At 58.7% G+C, this 15,464-nt stretch carries 21 protein-coding genes; 15 read left to right on the top strand and 6 right to left on the bottom strand.

Annotation, left to right across the window (positions count from 1 at the left end; translation table 11 throughout):
* Window positions 1-16: 16 nt before the first annotated feature.
* Complete coding sequence (locus tag AC2FIP_RS18780) at window positions 17-931, bottom strand: DMT family transporter (protein ID WP_271951443.1); 915 nt, start codon at window positions 929-931, stop codon at window positions 17-19.
* A complete protein-coding gene (locus AC2FIP_RS18785; RefSeq protein ID WP_496787682.1) occupies window positions 928-1,806 on the bottom strand; it encodes a LysR family transcriptional regulator in 879 nt (292 codons plus the stop codon). The genes AC2FIP_RS18780 and AC2FIP_RS18785 overlap by 4 nt, the downstream gene beginning before the upstream one ends.
* Window positions 1,807-1,923: 117 nt before the next feature.
* Between AC2FIP_RS18785 and AC2FIP_RS18790 the strand changes: the two genes are divergently transcribed.
* Window positions 1,924-2,505: an FMN-dependent NADH-azoreductase gene (locus AC2FIP_RS18790; RefSeq protein WP_496787683.1), complete on the top strand. Its 582-nt coding sequence runs from the start codon at window positions 1,924-1,926 to the stop codon at window positions 2,503-2,505.
* Between the two features lie 66 nt (window positions 2,506-2,571).
* Entirely contained in the window at window positions 2,572-3,312 is a 741-nt protein-coding gene (locus AC2FIP_RS18795; RefSeq protein ID WP_496787685.1) for an aspartate/glutamate racemase family protein, read from the top strand.
* On the opposite strand, the gene AC2FIP_RS18800 is transcribed toward AC2FIP_RS18795, so the two are convergent.
* Window positions 3,313-3,843, bottom strand: coding sequence for a prolyl-tRNA synthetase associated domain-containing protein (locus tag AC2FIP_RS18800; RefSeq protein ID WP_496787686.1), 531 nt, complete (start codon window positions 3,841-3,843; stop codon window positions 3,313-3,315).
* A gap of 89 nt (window positions 3,844-3,932) precedes the next feature.
* Here AC2FIP_RS18800 and AC2FIP_RS18805 point away from each other — a divergent pair, with 89 nt between their 5' ends.
* The 11 genes from AC2FIP_RS18805 (at window position 3,933) to trmD (ending at window position 10,856) form a co-directional block, all read left to right on the top strand.
* On the top strand, window positions 3,933-4,451 hold the full coding sequence (locus tag AC2FIP_RS18805; protein WP_496787687.1) for a hypothetical protein: 519 nt from the start codon (window positions 3,933-3,935) through the stop codon (window positions 4,449-4,451).
* Between the two features lie 161 nt (window positions 4,452-4,612).
* The gene (gene ffh, locus AC2FIP_RS18810; RefSeq protein ID WP_281973525.1) at window positions 4,613-6,109 is read left to right on the top strand and encodes a signal recognition particle protein; all 1,497 of its coding nucleotides are present in this window, start codon (window positions 4,613-4,615) and stop codon (window positions 6,107-6,109) included.
* Window positions 6,110-6,664, top strand: a complete 555-nt coding sequence (locus tag AC2FIP_RS18815; protein ID WP_496692176.1) for a GNAT family N-acetyltransferase — start codon at window positions 6,110-6,112, stop codon at window positions 6,662-6,664.
* On the top strand, window positions 6,661-7,212 hold the full coding sequence (locus AC2FIP_RS18820; RefSeq protein WP_281973527.1) for a GNAT family N-acetyltransferase: 552 nt from the start codon (window positions 6,661-6,663) through the stop codon (window positions 7,210-7,212). Before AC2FIP_RS18815 ends, AC2FIP_RS18820 begins: the two co-directional genes overlap by 4 nt.
* Window positions 7,209-7,505, top strand: a complete 297-nt coding sequence (locus tag AC2FIP_RS18825; RefSeq protein WP_496787688.1) for a chorismate mutase — start codon at window positions 7,209-7,211, stop codon at window positions 7,503-7,505. Before AC2FIP_RS18820 ends, AC2FIP_RS18825 begins: the two co-directional genes overlap by 4 nt.
* A gap of 42 nt (window positions 7,506-7,547) precedes the next feature.
* Complete coding sequence (rpsP, locus tag AC2FIP_RS18830) at window positions 7,548-7,937, top strand: 30S ribosomal protein S16 (protein ID WP_142639148.1); 390 nt, start codon at window positions 7,548-7,550, stop codon at window positions 7,935-7,937.
* A 12-nt stretch (window positions 7,938-7,949) separates the two neighbouring features.
* Window positions 7,950-8,585, top strand: a complete 636-nt coding sequence (gene bluB, locus AC2FIP_RS18835) for a 5,6-dimethylbenzimidazole synthase (protein WP_496698487.1) — start codon at window positions 7,950-7,952, stop codon at window positions 8,583-8,585.
* Between the two features lie 4 nt (window positions 8,586-8,589).
* Window positions 8,590-8,739 carry a hypothetical protein gene (locus AC2FIP_RS18840; protein WP_185956731.1) on the top strand — a complete coding sequence of 50 codons (150 nt, stop codon included), beginning with the start codon at window positions 8,590-8,592 and terminating at the stop codon, window positions 8,737-8,739.
* Window positions 8,732-9,235 carry a ribosome maturation factor RimM gene (rimM, locus tag AC2FIP_RS18845; protein ID WP_496787690.1) on the top strand — a complete coding sequence of 168 codons (504 nt, stop codon included), beginning with the start codon at window positions 8,732-8,734 and terminating at the stop codon, window positions 9,233-9,235. Before AC2FIP_RS18840 ends, rimM begins: the two co-directional genes overlap by 8 nt.
* Window positions 9,235-10,050, top strand: coding sequence for a hypothetical protein (locus AC2FIP_RS18850; RefSeq protein ID WP_496698489.1), 816 nt, complete (start codon window positions 9,235-9,237; stop codon window positions 10,048-10,050). The genes rimM and AC2FIP_RS18850 overlap by 1 nt, the downstream gene beginning before the upstream one ends.
* On the top strand, window positions 10,047-10,856 hold the full coding sequence (gene trmD / locus AC2FIP_RS18855) for a tRNA (guanosine(37)-N1)-methyltransferase TrmD (protein WP_142639142.1): 810 nt from the start codon (window positions 10,047-10,049) through the stop codon (window positions 10,854-10,856). Before AC2FIP_RS18850 ends, trmD begins: the two co-directional genes overlap by 4 nt.
* A gap of 131 nt (window positions 10,857-10,987) precedes the next feature.
* Here the strand turns inward: trmD and AC2FIP_RS18860 are convergent, their stop codons facing one another.
* Window positions 10,988-11,791, bottom strand: a complete 804-nt coding sequence (locus AC2FIP_RS18860) for a glycoside hydrolase family 25 protein (RefSeq protein ID WP_496698490.1) — start codon at window positions 11,789-11,791, stop codon at window positions 10,988-10,990.
* Window positions 11,792-12,172: 381 nt separating this feature from the next.
* Here AC2FIP_RS18860 and rplS point away from each other — a divergent pair, with 381 nt between their 5' ends.
* Together rplS and rpmE are read left to right on the top strand one after the other, a co-directional pair.
* Window positions 12,173-12,556, top strand: coding sequence for a 50S ribosomal protein L19 (gene rplS / locus AC2FIP_RS18865; RefSeq protein WP_142639138.1), 384 nt, complete (start codon window positions 12,173-12,175; stop codon window positions 12,554-12,556).
* Between the two features lie 11 nt (window positions 12,557-12,567).
* The gene (rpmE, locus tag AC2FIP_RS18870) at window positions 12,568-12,789 is read left to right on the top strand and encodes a 50S ribosomal protein L31 (RefSeq protein WP_142639136.1); all 222 of its coding nucleotides are present in this window, start codon (window positions 12,568-12,570) and stop codon (window positions 12,787-12,789) included.
* 106 nt (window positions 12,790-12,895) lie between these two features.
* Here the strand turns inward: rpmE and AC2FIP_RS18875 are convergent, their stop codons facing one another.
* The gene (locus tag AC2FIP_RS18875; RefSeq protein ID WP_496787691.1) at window positions 12,896-14,482 is read right to left on the bottom strand and encodes an MFS transporter; all 1,587 of its coding nucleotides are present in this window, start codon (window positions 14,480-14,482) and stop codon (window positions 12,896-12,898) included.
* Between the two features lie 79 nt (window positions 14,483-14,561).
* Window positions 14,562-15,449 carry an AEC family transporter gene (locus AC2FIP_RS18880; RefSeq protein ID WP_496692168.1) on the bottom strand — a complete coding sequence of 296 codons (888 nt, stop codon included), beginning with the start codon at window positions 15,447-15,449 and terminating at the stop codon, window positions 14,562-14,564.
* Window positions 15,450-15,464 lie beyond the last annotated feature (15 nt).

Consider the following 15,464-nt stretch of genomic DNA (forward strand, 5'->3'; position numbering starts at 1 on the left):
TGGTCGTTTCACAAGTTCAATCGGCTTGCGGCAAAGGACGCGCGGGTTTGCCCTCCTCGGATTTCAGCAGCAAAACCAGGGCCAGGATCGTCAGACCGGCACCAAAATAGACGACAGGGCCAACCGCCTGCTGCCCCAGAGAGATTTCCCACAGAATGACCCAACTGGGAACCAGATAAGTATAAGCCATCACCTTTGCCGATGGCAGGCGCAGCGTTGAATATTGAACCAGCACGAAACTTGCCGCGGTTGCAAAGACCGAAACATAAATCAAACCCACCCAGACTATCGCTGGCAGGTTCGCCCAGTCGGTGGCACGGATCTCGGACCACCCGTAGATCGTCAGCATCAGGCATCCCGCCAGAAGCGTACCAAAGGTAAACACCACTGCAGGCTCTCCACGGTTCAGCTTGCGTACAAGGGGGGTATACAAAGCATGCGCGACACAGCCCCAGAAATAGATGATTTCCCCCTGCCCGATATCGAACGCGCGCACGGCTTGCCAATCAGCGCGAAAGATCACCCACAGCGCCCCGACTGCCCCAAGGGTCAGTGCAAGCGCCATCCTTGGTGTGGTGATCTGGCGCAACAAGATCCAACCGGCGAATGCGGCCATAACCGGAGTCAGCGTAAAGACCGCTGCCGCGTTGACAGGCGGTGCAGTTTTCAACCCGTAGAACATCAACACGAAATAGGCCGCGAATACTCCGCCCAGAACCAAATAGCGCCACGGGGCTTGTGCCGCGCTGCGCGGCAGACCGGTGGTCATAAGGGCAGCACCCCCAATCACCACGGAAGCGATGCCGAACCGGGCCGCGGTAATGGCTTCGGGCGCGATCTGATTGGCGATCAGTGACCCCAGCGAGAAACTCCCTGCAACCAGGGCCGAAAAAATCAGCATGGCCAGATGGCCACGCGCCTGTTGACTCATTTTGCCCAGCTCTTGGATTGCTCTTTCAGATAGGTCAGAAAGGCCTGCACCTTGGTCGTGCGATGCAGATCCACATGGGTAACAAGCCACAGATCACCAAACCATTCCGGCATCGGGTCGATCACTTCGACCAGGTTCGGATCTCCTGCAGCTGACCAACGTGGCATGAAACCGATACCCGCGCCGGACAGGACCGCCTCGCGGATACAGAAGTTGTTGGTACAACGGAAGGTGATGCGCTCGGCTGGCACGGTCTGGCGCAACCAGCGGGAAAACGGCGCTCGGCTGTTTTCGTCATCGGTACTGATGAAAGAATGATCTGCAAAGTCATCGAGGCTGCCAGGCTTGCCGTGCAGCGCGACATAATCGGTGCTGGCGTATAACCCGACCTCTTGCTTCATAAAGGGCTGAACCACGTTGTCGGGCTGATCAGGCGCTGACCCGGCACGGATCGCCACGTGCGCCTCGCCATATTCCAGACGAAACAGCCGATCACCGGTCAGATACCGGACGATCAGTTCAGGGTGCCGTCGCTGAAACTCGGCAAGAACCGGCACCACCAGAGATGCCAGAGAGGACAGCGACGTCACGACCAACTCGCCCGACACGTCATCACCCCGACCCTTCATACGGCCGATCAGTTGATTGAACTGATCCTCAGTCGCCTGTGCCACACGCAACAGGTCCTCTCCGGCTTCGGTCGGGGTATAGCCACGCGCATGGCGCTGGAACAACTTGACCGCCAGCCGGGCCTCAATTGCATCAATGTGGCGAATGACGGTGGCATGATGCACACCCAGCACCTCGGCCGCGCCACTGACCGTACCCATACGCGCCACCTGATAGGCGGTTCTTACCTCGTCCCAGTTGTCCACTGCGGTTTTCCATTGTGCAAATTCTAACAGACCCTGTTGACTTACCAGAGTTTTGTTCGCTCGCGCAACGCTCATATCGGGCCAAGACACATCCTGTACACCAAAGGAAATTGAACCATGACCAAAACTATCCTGCATATCGACGCATCGGCCCGCCGCGAAGGCTCGACCACTCGTGACCTGTCGGCACGCATCGTCAATCACCTGGGCGCTGACCGCATAATTCGCCGTGACCTTGCCACACCTCTGCCGCTGCTGACCGAAGCTTGGGTCAGCGCAAATTTCACCCCTGCCGATCAGCGCAGTACCATGCAACAGGACCAGTTATCCCTGTCTGACGAGCTGGTAACTGAACTGCAGCAGGCCGATACGCTTGTCATAGGCCTGCCGATCTACAATTTCTCGGTGCCCGCGGCGTTCAAAGCCTGGATCGACCTGATTGCCCGCGTCGGAGTGACCTTTTCGTATTCCGAAAGCGGTCCAAAAGGCCTGTTGGATGGAAAGCGCGCGGTTTTAGCCGTGGCGTCGGGTGGCACAGCTGTCGGGTCTGATGTCGATTTTGCCACCACCTATGCCAAGCATGTACTTGGCTTTATCGGTATCCAAGACGTGGAAATCGTCGCCGCCGACCAGTTGGCGCTGGATGCCGAAGGTTCTCTCAGCAATGCACGAAATGCGGTTTCGCAACTGGCAGCCTGATTGACCTTCACATCAGAAAGCGTCCAGTCTGTCCTGGATACCAAATGGGCAGACTGGACGCACGCAATGAAAAAGATCGGCATTCTGGGCGGCGTGGGCTGGGCCTCGACCGTCGATTATTACCGGGCGATTGCCGAAGGCGCGGGGCGGTTTTTCGCCCAGCGCGGGCATGGATCCCCTCTGCCCATCCCACCCATGACCATCGAGTCCGTGACCCAGGCTAAAACCCGTGCCCTGCGTGGCGTCGCGGGCGATGAGGCCAGTTGGGCCGGATTTGATGCTGTATTTCGGGAAGCTTTGTTAACTCTTGAAGCCGCTGGCTGTGACTTTGGGATTATCGCCTCGAACACACCCCACGCGCGGCTGCATGCAATCCGACAGGGCGTTACGATGCCCATTCTCAGCATCTTCGATGCAACCGCCGAGGTTACGGCCTCGACAGACGCCACGCGCGCGCTGGTTCTGGGCACCACGGTAACGATGCAGGCGACGCACTTTGCCAACAAACTGGGCGAGATTGGCATCAGGGCAAACGCCCGCCTGCCCGAAAGCGAAATTGCAAAGATGCAAGCGATGATCGACGGTGATTTCTACGGCGGCGCGTCAGAAAGCGCCCGTGCGCGCCTGCTGGCCTTTTGTAACCGGCATGCCGAACCCGGAACCGCAATCCTTCTGGCCTGCACGGAACTGCCGCTGGCCTTTCCCGATCATCTGGACGACCCTGTGTTCGAGGCTGACGGGCATCTGTTCATCAACCCGTCCGCTGCACATGTGGCCGCGGCCCTGGAGGAGGCGTTAGTGCCCTGATCAGGGCAGCCAGTTCACCGCGCATGTAATCCGATCGAAGAAGGCCATCAAATCAGCGCGCGAGATGGCAACTGTGCGGTCGTTGACCAAGGGATGCATGTTGATCACATCGGCCTGTTGTGCGGCAGCATCCATGTAAAAGCGTACATCATTCTGCACCCCGTTGATCATCGCCAGCGGGCTGACAGCCCCAGGGCGGATGCCGAGGTTTTGCAACAGCCGATCCGCCGAGCCAAAGGACAGGCTGCCGACACCCAGCTCGGCGCCCAGCGCCTTGAGGTCGATGTCGCGGCTCTGTTCCAGCGTCACCAGATAGTTCCGCTTTTTCTTATCGCGCAGATACAGGTTCTTGAGGCGCAACGCATTCTCACCCGGCACCATGAATTGGTCTTCGACCCCTTTGGCATCCTCGACCGTGCGCAGCGGGATATGTGTGTGCAACCGATAGGACAGCCCCCAGACGTCCAGTTGCGCCAACAGCGCATCCGAGCTGAGCGGCAGTGTATCCTGAAAAGCTGATGATGCGTCCATGGGACCCTCCTAATTTGCTGCGCTCATCGCGCAACGCGCGGGCGAATTCAAGCCACGACAGGTGCTGCCTTCGGTGTTAGCGTGCCGCCATGAAAATTACACGCAACACTCCGAACCAACTGATCCTGTCCGATACGCCATGGTTCATCGGCATCATGCTGGTCTTCTTCATTCTGGCTTTTGTCGGCGCAGGCCTGTTTCTGGCCAGCGAAGGCGGTGAGGGCATCTTGTTCGGCATCTTCTTTGCACTGTTCGGCGGTGGAATGGGCTTTGGAGCATTCTGCGCCTTTGTCCGTCGTGTTCAGGTCATCCTGGACCGAAAGGAAGACCGCATAATGATCCGCAGGCAGTCGGTTTTTGGCTATGATACTGTCGAGCATGTGCTTTCAAACCTATCCCATGCAGAGATTGAAAGCACGACATCGAGAAGCGACAAGGGGTCATCCACCCTCTATCGCCCTGTGCTAATATTGGACAAGGGGATGAGCGCGGGAGGTCATCCCATCGTCGAAGCGTTCTCGAACGGTCGTGGTGCGCATCGGCTGGTTGATGCGGTCAATAACTGGCTTCCCGCGCGCAAGGTTGACACCGCTAGCCGTTCAGCTTAAATCCCTGCCCAACATCCGGAAGCCTCAGATCTTCCGGTCCCTTGAGTCGTTCAGGGATCGCCCCCCACCAGCGTGTTACGCCCGTGGGGGCAATTGTGCATTTAACCGGTGTTTCTTATCTAAGAGGCGCCACCAGATAACCGGCATAGGAGGCCGAAGGCATGTTTGAAAATCTATCCGAACGCCTCTCTGGCGTCTTTGACCGGCTGACCAAACAGGGTGCGCTGTCCGAAGAAGACGTCAAGACCGCCCTGCGCGAAGTACGGGTTGCCTTGCTTGAGGCTGACGTCTCGCTGCCGGTCGCGCGGGAATTCGTCAAGAAGGTACAGGATCAGGCCACCGGACAAGCGGTGACCAAGTCGATCACCCCGGGCCAGCAGGTCGTCAAGATCGTGCATGACACGCTGGTTGACGTGCTGCGCGGTGAGGAAGACCCCGGTGCGCTCAAGATCGACAACCCGCCTGCCCCGATCCTGATGGTCGGTTTGCAGGGTTCGGGTAAGACGACAACCACCGGTAAGCTGGCCAAACGGTTGAAAGAGAAAGAGGGCAAGAAGGTCCTGATGGCCTCGCTGGATGTTTATCGCCCGGCGGCGATGGATCAGCTGGCCGTTCTGGGCACGCAGGTCGGCGTCGATACGCTGCCGATTGTTCCCGGCCAGAAGCCCGTCGACATCGCAAAACGCGCCAAGCAGCAAGCGACGCTGGGTGGCTATGACGTCTATATGCTCGATACCGCGGGCCGTCTGCACATCGACGAAGTGCTGATGAACGAGGTCGAGCAGGTTCGCAACGCGGTCGACCCGCGCGAAACCCTGCTGGTCGTCGACGGTCTGACCGGTCAGGTCGCCGTTGAGGTCGCCGAGGAATTCGAAGCCAAGGTCGGTATCTCGGGCGTGGTTCTGACCCGGATGGATGGCGACGGGCGCGGCGGTGCGGCGCTGTCGATGCGCGCGGTCACCGGCAAACCGATCCGCTTTGTGGGCTTGGGCGAAAAGATGGACGCGCTTGAGACGTTCGAGCCGGACCGGATTGCAGGACGTATTCTGGGAATGGGCGACATCGTTGCCTTGGTCGAAAAGGCCCAGGAAACGATGGAGATCGAACAGACCGAGCGCATGATGAAGCGCATGGTCAAAGGTCAGTTCAACATGAACGACCTGAAGATGCAGCTGGAACAGATGATCCAGATGGGCGGCATGCAAGGCATGATGGGCATGATGCCCGGCATGGGCAAGATGGCCAAACAGGTCGAAGAATCGGGCATGGATGATAAGGTGCTCAAGCGCCAGATCGCCTTGATCCAATCCATGACCAAGCGTGAACGCGCCAACCCGCAACTGCTGCAAGCCAGCCGCAAGAAACGTATCGCGGCGGGTTCGGGTATGGAGGTCAGCGACCTCAACAAGCTGCTCAAGATGCACCGGCAGATGTCGGACATGATGAAGAAGATGGGCAAGATGGGCAAAGGCAAGATGCTGAAACAGGCCATGAAGGGCATGTTTGGTAAAGGCGGCCCCTCGCCAGAAGACATGGCGGCAGGCATGGACCCCAAGGCGCTGGAGCAGGCGGCCAAAGCGATGGGTGGCAAGATGCCCGGAATGGGCGGAGGCATGGCCCTGCCTCCGGGCCTCAGCGGATTTGGCAAAAAGAAGTAAATGACCGCCGCTGCACCTCATATCCCCCGGCTTGAAACCGAACGCCTGATCCTGCGCGCCCCGTGCGAGGACGATTTCAGCGCGCTGGAAGCATTCTTTGCCAGCGACGCATCGAAATTCGTCGGCGGTCCCAAGCGTGCGGATGAGACATGGCGGACACTTGCCCTACTGCTGGGTCACTGGACCCTTCGCGGCTATGGGTATTGGGCGGTAGAGGAAAAAGGCGCCGGCAAATACATCGGCCATGTAGGGCTGTGGTTTCCGCATAGCTGGCCTGAGCCGGAAATCGGCTGGACACTGATGAGCAGCGCAATAGGCAAAGGATACGCGACCGAGGCGGCGCTCGCAGCACGGACATATGCCTATGACGTACTGGGCTGGGATACTGCTATTTCTCTGATCGACCCCGACAATCTGGCGAGCAGAGCCGTGGCCGAACGATTGGGTGCGCGGTTTGACAGCATCTATAAACACCCGGCCTATGGCGAGATGCAGGTTTGGCGGCACCCGGCTCCATCAGACCTTGAGAACGGTGGAGTGGAGGCATACGCATGACGACGTTCTCCATCCCGATCATCGAAACTGAACGCCTTGTTCTGCGGGCCCCGCATGTGGATGACCTGCCTGAGTTGACTGCCTTCTATGCATCCGAGCGCAGCCATATGGTTGGCGGTCCGCGGGATCATGTGGGCAGCTGGAGCTCTCTGGCAACACGTCTGGGTCACTGGGCGCTGAAAGGCTACGGCCTTTGGCATCTGGCCGAGAAATCCAGCGGTCGCTTTGTTGGCGGGGTTGGCATCATTGATGTACCTGGCTGGGACGAACCCGAACTCGGCTGGACCCTGATGGAAGGGGCGGAAGGCAAAGGTCTGGCTTTCGAGGCAGCCCTTGCAGCTCGCGACTATGCTGCACGCCAACAGGGTTTGAATGGCGTCATCAGCTATATCGCGCATGAAAACACGCGCTCTCGTGCCTTGGCCGAGCGTATGGGGGCTAGCTTCGAGCGCGAAGGCGAAGTGATGGGCAAGCCCTGCCAGGTCTGGCGCCATCCCACGCTCGATTTATCCGAACCTGCTTTGACCACCGAAAGGACCGGCCAATGACCAATCCCGTGACTCAGGCTGCCGCGTTGCTCAAGGGGCACCGCGAAAGCATCGATCGCTTGGACGCGATTCTGGTTTACACACTGGGCGAGCGGTTCAAGCACACACAAGCCGTTGGCAAACTGAAAGCGGCACACGACCTTCCCCCGTCCGATCCCACGCGCGAAGCTGCGCAGATCGCACGGTTAGAAGACCTGGCGAAAGAGGCCGATCTTGACCCCGATTTCGCCAAGGCTTTTCTGAATTTCATCATTCAGGAAGTCATCCGACACCATAAGAAACACCAGAATTGACCGGGCCGTTCCCGGCACACGCCATCTAAAGGAGATACCACCATGGCAATGAAAATTCGTCTCGCCCGCGGCGGCTCGAAAAAGCGTCCCTTCTACCGCATCGTGGCTGCCGACAGCCGCATGCCGCGCGACGGCCGTTTCATCGAAAAGCTGGGCACCTACAACCCGCTGCTGCCGAAAGACAACGAAGAGCGCGTTAAAATGGACATGGAGCGCATCCAGTACTGGCTGGACCAGGGCGCCCAGCCCACCGACCGGATCGCCCGCATGCTGGAAGCAGCCGGCGCCAAGGAAAAAGCTGAGCGTAGCAACCCCAACAAGGGTACCCCGGGCAAGAAAGCTCAGGAGCGCGCGGAAGAAAAAGCTGCAAAGGCCGCTGAAGCTGCCGAAGCTGCTGCTGCGCCTGCTGAAGAAGCAGCAGCAGAAGAGTAAGCAGGGCGGCGCGTGCGGCATCAGACCTTTACCGACGATTTTCGCGCGCAGTTCGATCTGTTGTTGCGGCTCCGGCGCGACGTGCGCCGGTTTCGCGACGAAGCTGTGAACGAGGCAGTGCTGACGCGCTGCCTCGACGCGTTTCGACTGGCGCCTTCTGTGGGGCTCAGCGAGCCTTGGCGTGTGGTCCGAGTCGAAAGTACCGCCGCGCGTGAGGCTGCGCTTAAGAACTTTCAGGCGGCGAATGCCCAGGCCCTAAAGGGATACTCGGGCGACAATGCGCAGCTCTACAGTCAGCTGAAACTGACGGGAATGCAGGAAGCACCGGTGCAGCTGGCCGTGTTCTGCGACGATTCCACCGACAAGGGACGCGGTTTGGGTGCAGGTTCGATGCCCGAGATGCGGCGCTATTCCGTGGTCTCGGCTGTCACGTTGTTCTGGCTTGCGTTGCGGGCCGAAGGGATGGGTTTGGGATGGGTGTCTATTCTGGATCCCGAACAAATGGCGCGTGATCTGAATGTGTCGGATAGCTGGCGGTTGATCGGTTACTTCTGTGTCGGATGGCCCGAAGAGCACTCGGAAACCCCCGAGTTGCAGCAATCTGGCTGGGAAATCCGCGACGACAACCTGCTTGTGGAGGTACGATAGACGTATGTTCGGACTATTACGGCTTCCTATCCTGTTGATGATCGCCTTTATTGTGGGCGTGTTTTTCGAACGCTCGAACCAGCGCGAAGCGTGTGAGGCACGCGGGTTATGGCAAGACGGGCTATGTGTGACGGTGGATGGACCAAATGAATGACCTGATCTGCGTAGGAAGTGTTGCGGGCTCATACGGGGTGCGCGGCGAAGTGCGCCTGAAAAGCTATTGCGCGATCCCCGAGGATATCGAAGCCTATTCGCCGCTGACGGATGAACAGGGCGCGGAACGCTATCCGCTGGTCCTGACTCGTTCGATCAAGAATGGCTTTGCCGCCAGATTGGGCGGAGTTGAAACCAAGGAACAGGCAGATGACCTGAAGGGGCTGCGCCTGTTTGCGCGGCGCGATCAGTTGCCTTCGCTACCTGATGACGAGTTCTACCACACAGATCTGATCGGGCTTGCGGTCTATGACACAGGGGGGGCGTTGCTGGGTCAGGTTAAATCTGTCCAGAACCACGGTGCGGCGGACCTGTTGGAATTGCACGGGCCGGGCCTGAATTCCACTGTTTTGCTACCGTTCACACTCGAGTCGGTTCCTACAGTTGATCTGGAACAGGGCCGCATCGTCGCCGACCCGCCCGAAGGGCTGATCTGATGCGTCGGGTCCTGCTGCATCTGGGCCTGCACAAAACTGGCACAACAGCAGCGCAATCCTTCCTCTATGAAAATCGCGAGCTGATTTGGCCGCATTTTGCGCTGGTCCTACCGTATCGAACCCGCAATTCCGGCCTTTCCCGCGCGGCCACCAACCATTCCGTCTATGGAACAGTGGGAACCCTCTCCGAGTTTGGCAGTCAGCTGCGCGAATTTCTGGACAGCCTGGATTTCGGCGACAAGCGGGGACTGATCCTGAGCGAAGAAAACTTCGCCGGCCTCAGGCCCAGCCGCAATATCGACCAAGGCTATGCTGCGGCCCCCGATCTGGCTGCCTGTCTGGTGGATTCAATTCGCCAGCGATTTTCAGGGCAAGAGGTTGAGATCACGATATACCTGTCTCTGCGCCAGCGCGGAGGCTGGTTGCGCAGCCTGTGGGCACATGATCTGGAACGGATGCGACAGGTTTTTGACTTTGAAACCTTTCGCGACAACCTGGACCACCTGCCCCCGCTGCAAGACACCGTCAGCCGCATCAAGGAAAAGCTGCCTTCCGTCTCTGTTACGACTGAATGGCTGGAAGATTTGCAACTGCGACGGCTTGGACCTGGCGACCCCTTTGCCGAATTTATGGACCTGTCGCGTGACAAGGCCAACCTTCTGGTGCCTCCGACTCAGGTCAATACCCGGCTCCCCGCAGACGTCCTGTCCGAGTTGCTGGACCTGAACCGTTCGCGCCTGGACGAGGCGGCTCTGGTGGCGCAAAAGACTGCCGTGATTGAACGCGCGCAGACAGACCTGATTGGTACATCATGACTGATACGTCCCCGAAATCTCATGGTCGCAAGGCGATCCGTCCTACGCTGAAACCGCGCGAACTGCTTACGCCCACGCCCGATTTGCATGGGGTGTGGAAGGCCAAGATCATCACCTTGTTTCCGTCGGCCTTTCCCGGAGTTCTTGGCGAAAGCCTGACTGGAAAAGCCCTGCAAGAAGGGTTGTGGCAGCTGGAAACCGTTGACCTGCGTCAGTTCGGTGTCGGCAAGCATCGCAATGTGGACGACACCCCGGCCGGCGGCGGAGCGGGGATGGTGTTGCGCTCTGATGTATTGGGCGAAGCAATCGAGCACACGATGACCGAGGCGCAAGGAAACTGGCCTCTGATCTACCTTAGCCCGCGCGGTCGCCGCATGGACCAGCGCATGATGCAGAACCTCGCGCGCTGTGATGGCATGACCCTGCTTTGTGGGCGGTTTGAAGGTGTTGATGAACGGGTGCTGGAGCATTACGGCGTCCAAGAGGTCTCGCTGGGGGATTTCGTGATGACCGGAGGCGAGATTGCCGCGCAAGCGCTGATCGACGCCACGGTGCGTCTGATCCCCGGCGTTCTGGGCAATCAGGCCTCGGCCGAAGAAGAGAGTTTTTCGTCGGGCCTGCTGGAGCACCCCCAGTACACCCGCCCGGCCGAATGGAAAGGCCGCCCAATCCCCGAGATTTTGATGTCAGGCCATCATGGTCGCATCGCCGAATGGCGTCACGATATGTCCGAACAGATCACCCGCGAACGGCGACCCGATCTGTGGGAGGCCTATCTGGGTGAACCGGAAGAGACGTCTGAATGACATCCCCCGTGTGATATGAGCCCCGCAACTGAGCGGTCCCGGCTGCAGAATTTTTCGGGGGGGAAGCGCGAATGCACGCTTGGTCACTTCGTCGTGGGCGACACCGTCGAAACCTATGGGGTGCCCAAAGTCTAAGGGCTACCAGATTTCCAGCGCGCCCAGATTTCCGGTGGCCCGTTGAAGACATTGATATCAACCCTCCCCTGAACACCGGGCACCAGCCCGGTGCCGGTGTATTGCCAGAGCCGCCACACCGCTTTGGGATACACATTTCGCGGATGACCGGCGACCGAACGCAACCAGAACTCGGTCTTGGGCAGCCGCCCGATATTCGTATCACCATAGAAATCCACCGTCGTATAGACGATCGGACGGCGCCCATAGTGGCGTTCGAGGATATCTAGGAACCGTTGAGCCTCGGCCCGAACCGTCGCACCATCGGGGCGCAGGGTGCAGGTCTTAGAATGCGGAGTCCACTCCATGTCCAGCACATGTGGCAGATCCGATCCCTTGGGTACGTTTTGGATGAACCAGCTGGCCTGTTCCCGCGCCGACCGGCAGAAATAGTAGTAATGATATGCCCCCCAAGGCACACCTGCTGCCCGCGCACCTTGCCGATGATCGGCAAACATAGGGTCTGCCACGTCGCCCCCTTCGGTCGCTTTGATAAAGACGAAACTAACGCCGGACTGCTTGGCGGTGCGCCAGTCTATCGCTCCTTGCCAGCGCGATACGTCCAGCCCGTGCACCGGGTAATGCCCCGGATGTCGCCCTTCCCATTCGTGGGGGTCTGCATCTGCAAAGGCTGGGAAGATCACAGAGGGCGGCGTAGCATCTGGAAACGACTGGGCCTCGACCAGTTGCGGCGGCGGGCTGCTGCGACCGCAGGACAGGGTTGCAAAGGCCATGACGGCGAGCATCAATGCGGTGCGCATGATCTAATCCTGTATCAAATGACTGCTCTTATAATTACGTCCAGTTTGCCTGATCAGCCCCGCAAGGCAATGGTTCTGTTTGCGTGCGGCGGAAACCCACCGTTTTCCCCGCCTTGCATGGCGATTTAGGCTTGATCCCTGCCCCCGATACCCGTAAATGACCGCAATCCGGTGCCGCAACTTCGCGACTCCGGTGTTTTGGTTTGCATCATGTCGTGACGCCCGGCTTTCTTCAGCCACGGCGCGGCGGGCAGGCCAGAGACCAAGTGAACATTCGATCTGACCTCTGGCGGGCTGTACGCAGGACCCGGTGAAGACCAAGAGCTCTCAGGCCGTGCCCAAACTTCGTGGACCAACCACGAGCAGATAGGAGAACCTGCGATGGACCTGATCGCACAGCTTGAGGCGGAACAGATTGCCGCCCTGGGGAAAGACATCCCCGATTTCAAAGCCGGTGACACCATTCGTGTCGGCTTTAAAGTGACCGAAGGGTCGCGCACCCGTGTTCAGAACTACGAAGGCGTCTGCATCGCCCGTAAAGGTGGCAACACCATCGCCGGTGCGTTCACCGTGCGTAAGATTTCCTTTGGTGAAGGCGTGGAGCGTGTGTTCCCGCTGTATTCAACCAATATCGACAGCATCACCGTTGTCCGCCGTGGCCGCGTTCGTCGCGCCAAACTGTATTATCTGCGCACTCGTCGCGGTAAATCCGCACGTATCGCAGAGGTTACCAACTACAAGCCCAAAGCTGGCGCCGAAGCGTAAGGAACGGAAAGATGAAAAAAGACATCCATCCCGATTATCACGTCATCGACGTCAAAATGACCGATGGCACCATAGTTCAGATGAAATCCACCTGGGGCTCCGAAGGCGATCAGCTGGCTCTGGAAATCGACCCCTCCGTGCACCCCGCATGGACCGGTGGCGGCGCGCGTCTGATGGACGCCGGTGGCCGTGTGTCGAAGTTCAAAAAGAAATACGAAGGTCTGGGCTTCTAAGCCTGACCCGTTTCGAATGCGAAAGGCCGCCCCTCTGGGCGGCCTTTTTCGTTTTACCCGAAACCTCTGGCAACGCCCTGACAAGAAACGCGTCAGGATCAATCCCTCAGGGTTTCGTCGCGCGTGTCAGATCCGCCGCGCTGTGCACCGGGGGCACAGGGCCGCGCAGCAACATCAACCCCAGCGTCACGCCGATCAGCGCCGCAATCGCCGTCACCATCATGGCGCTGTCAAAAGCGTTGTCCTGCAGGTCGCGCAGAGCCCCTGCCAGAGCACTTCCCGACGTCGGATCCATGCCGGCGATCAGTTGCTGGATTTGACTGGGCGTTCCGTGGGTCAGCGCATGAGCCAGATCATCACGGGAGGCCGAGCCGGCCGGTAACGCGTCGATCACTTCGGTAAGACCCCGACGAGAGGTGATGGCTTCAGCAAGCCCGCAGACCACAGCCCCCAACGTAGCCCCGAAATAGAGGCAGGCATTGATTACACCTGAGCCTTGCCCCACATGCTCATCAGGCAAAAGCCGCAACCCAAGACGCGGTAGCAGCGAGAAACAGATACCAAGACCAATGCCGACGATCATCAACTTCCACCAGATCTGCGCGTATTGAGTGGGAACTGTAATCGTGGTCAGCAACAAAAACCCAACGGCCATTGCACCCAGCCCGATCACAACAGGCCATTGAAAGCTGTAGGGCGCAAGAAATCGGGGCGCAATGACCGAGATCGCGAACATGCTAAGGCTGAGTGGCATAATCGCAAGTCCAGCCCCGATAGGCGTGTATCCGAATGTATCAGGCGATTGGACGAATGTGTTGAAGTAGACGAAAAAGCCAAACAGCGTAAAGCCGGTAAGGAACATCCCCGCTGCCGCCATGAAATAGCGCGGATGAAGGAAATAGCGCAGCTCGACCAACGGATCTTCACTGCGGCGCGAAGCCAGCACAAGACCGACCATGGCCAGCATGGCCACACCCAACGGCACCAGCGTCAACGGTGCCCGCCATCCACCACTTTCCCCATTGCTCAGGGCAAATGACAACGGCCCCAGAAACAGCACAAGAGCCACAGCGCCGAGATAATCGAACCGGGCACCGGCCAGTCGCGTGTTCGGTACATAGTTCCGTTTTCTCACGGTCAACCCAATGATAAACGCGGTGGCCAGCAAGATCAGATCGGTGGCGAAAACGGCTCTCCAACTGATGTAATGGGCGAATGCGCCGCCCAGGATTGGGCCGATCCCGATCGCCAGTCCGACAATGGCGCCCCATGCTCCGGTAACGCTGGCGCGTTTTTCCTCCGGGGTCGCTGCAGTCAACAAGGGCAACGACGTGCCAAACAGCGCTGCGGCCCCTGCCCCCTGCGCCCCACGGCCAAACAGCATCATCGCCCCGTCCTGCGCGAACAAGGCCGAGGCAGAGCCTATGGCAAAAACGATCATGCCAACCAGAAACACGCCCAGCTTGCCCGTGATATCACCCAGCCGACTGATAATCGTCACCAGCGTGGCACTGACCACGGTGTAGATGGCCATGACCCATTGCAGGTCCGAAGGCGACAGATCGAACTCATTCTTAAGATCAGGCAGGATGGTCGCAACCGCCGTGGAATTGAAGCCAACAACAACCATGCAAATCGCCGTCATGACCAATACAACGCGTGCGCCGACATCAGATGAATTCGTTTGTAACATCAAATACGTCCTAAAATACGGCCGGCGACTATGGAGCGCCACACCGACAGCTTAGCAGGAATGTGCAAACCGCCTAGCCTTAGATCCAGTAGGACAGCGCCAGCGGCAAAGCGATGATCGTTGTCAGGGTCGAAACCAGTATGAACCCGGCAACATCGGGGCCGTATTCCGGCACATGCTGGTCTATGAACAAATAGGTTGCCACCGATGACGGCATCAAACAGCACAGGATCACCGCGCCGCGCTCAGCGCCTGTAAAGCCGAAGGCCCAGACCAACCCGCTGGCGATTGCAACTGCCATCACCAGGTGCAAAGCGGTCAGCATCACCGCACGCCCAAGGCGGTTGACCCGAAGGCTGGCCAATGTGTGGCCCAATGTCAGCAGCATCAGCGGGATGGAAAGCCCACCCAGGATATCGAATGACTTCGCAACAGGCTGAGGCAGGCTATAGCCGCTGGCCATCAGCACCAGCGATAGGACCACCGCATATATGATCGGCGAGGTGGCGAGCTTTCTGGGCGAAAACTCTTTGGCTGGTATCCACATCCCTACAGTGAAGATGCTGACAAGAACGACCACTACAAATGCCATCGTATAGGCCATCCCCGCATCGCCTAACGCAAGCAAGGTGATTGGCAATCCGATATTGCCCACATTCCCATGCATCAGAGGCGTCAGAAAGGCCCGCGCCGGTAGGCGCATAACCTTCAGCGCCGCAAATCCCAGAACACCAAACCCGGCAATCGCCAAAACCGCAGCGGCCATCACGTCCAGAAACGTTCCAACAGCGATCTTTGTGGCCGACAGATGCGAGATGATCAGTGTGGGATATCCAACCCGCGAAACGATCGCGCCAATGACCTTGTTGTCAAAGGGCGTTTTAGTCAACGCCAGTGCATACCCAGCCCCGGCACAGATCAGCACCGGCAACACCACATTCAGTACGTTCAGAAACAGATGCTCCAAGCCATGTCTTTCTCA

The organism is Ruegeria sp. CDSB114 (genome assembly GCF_059611025.1).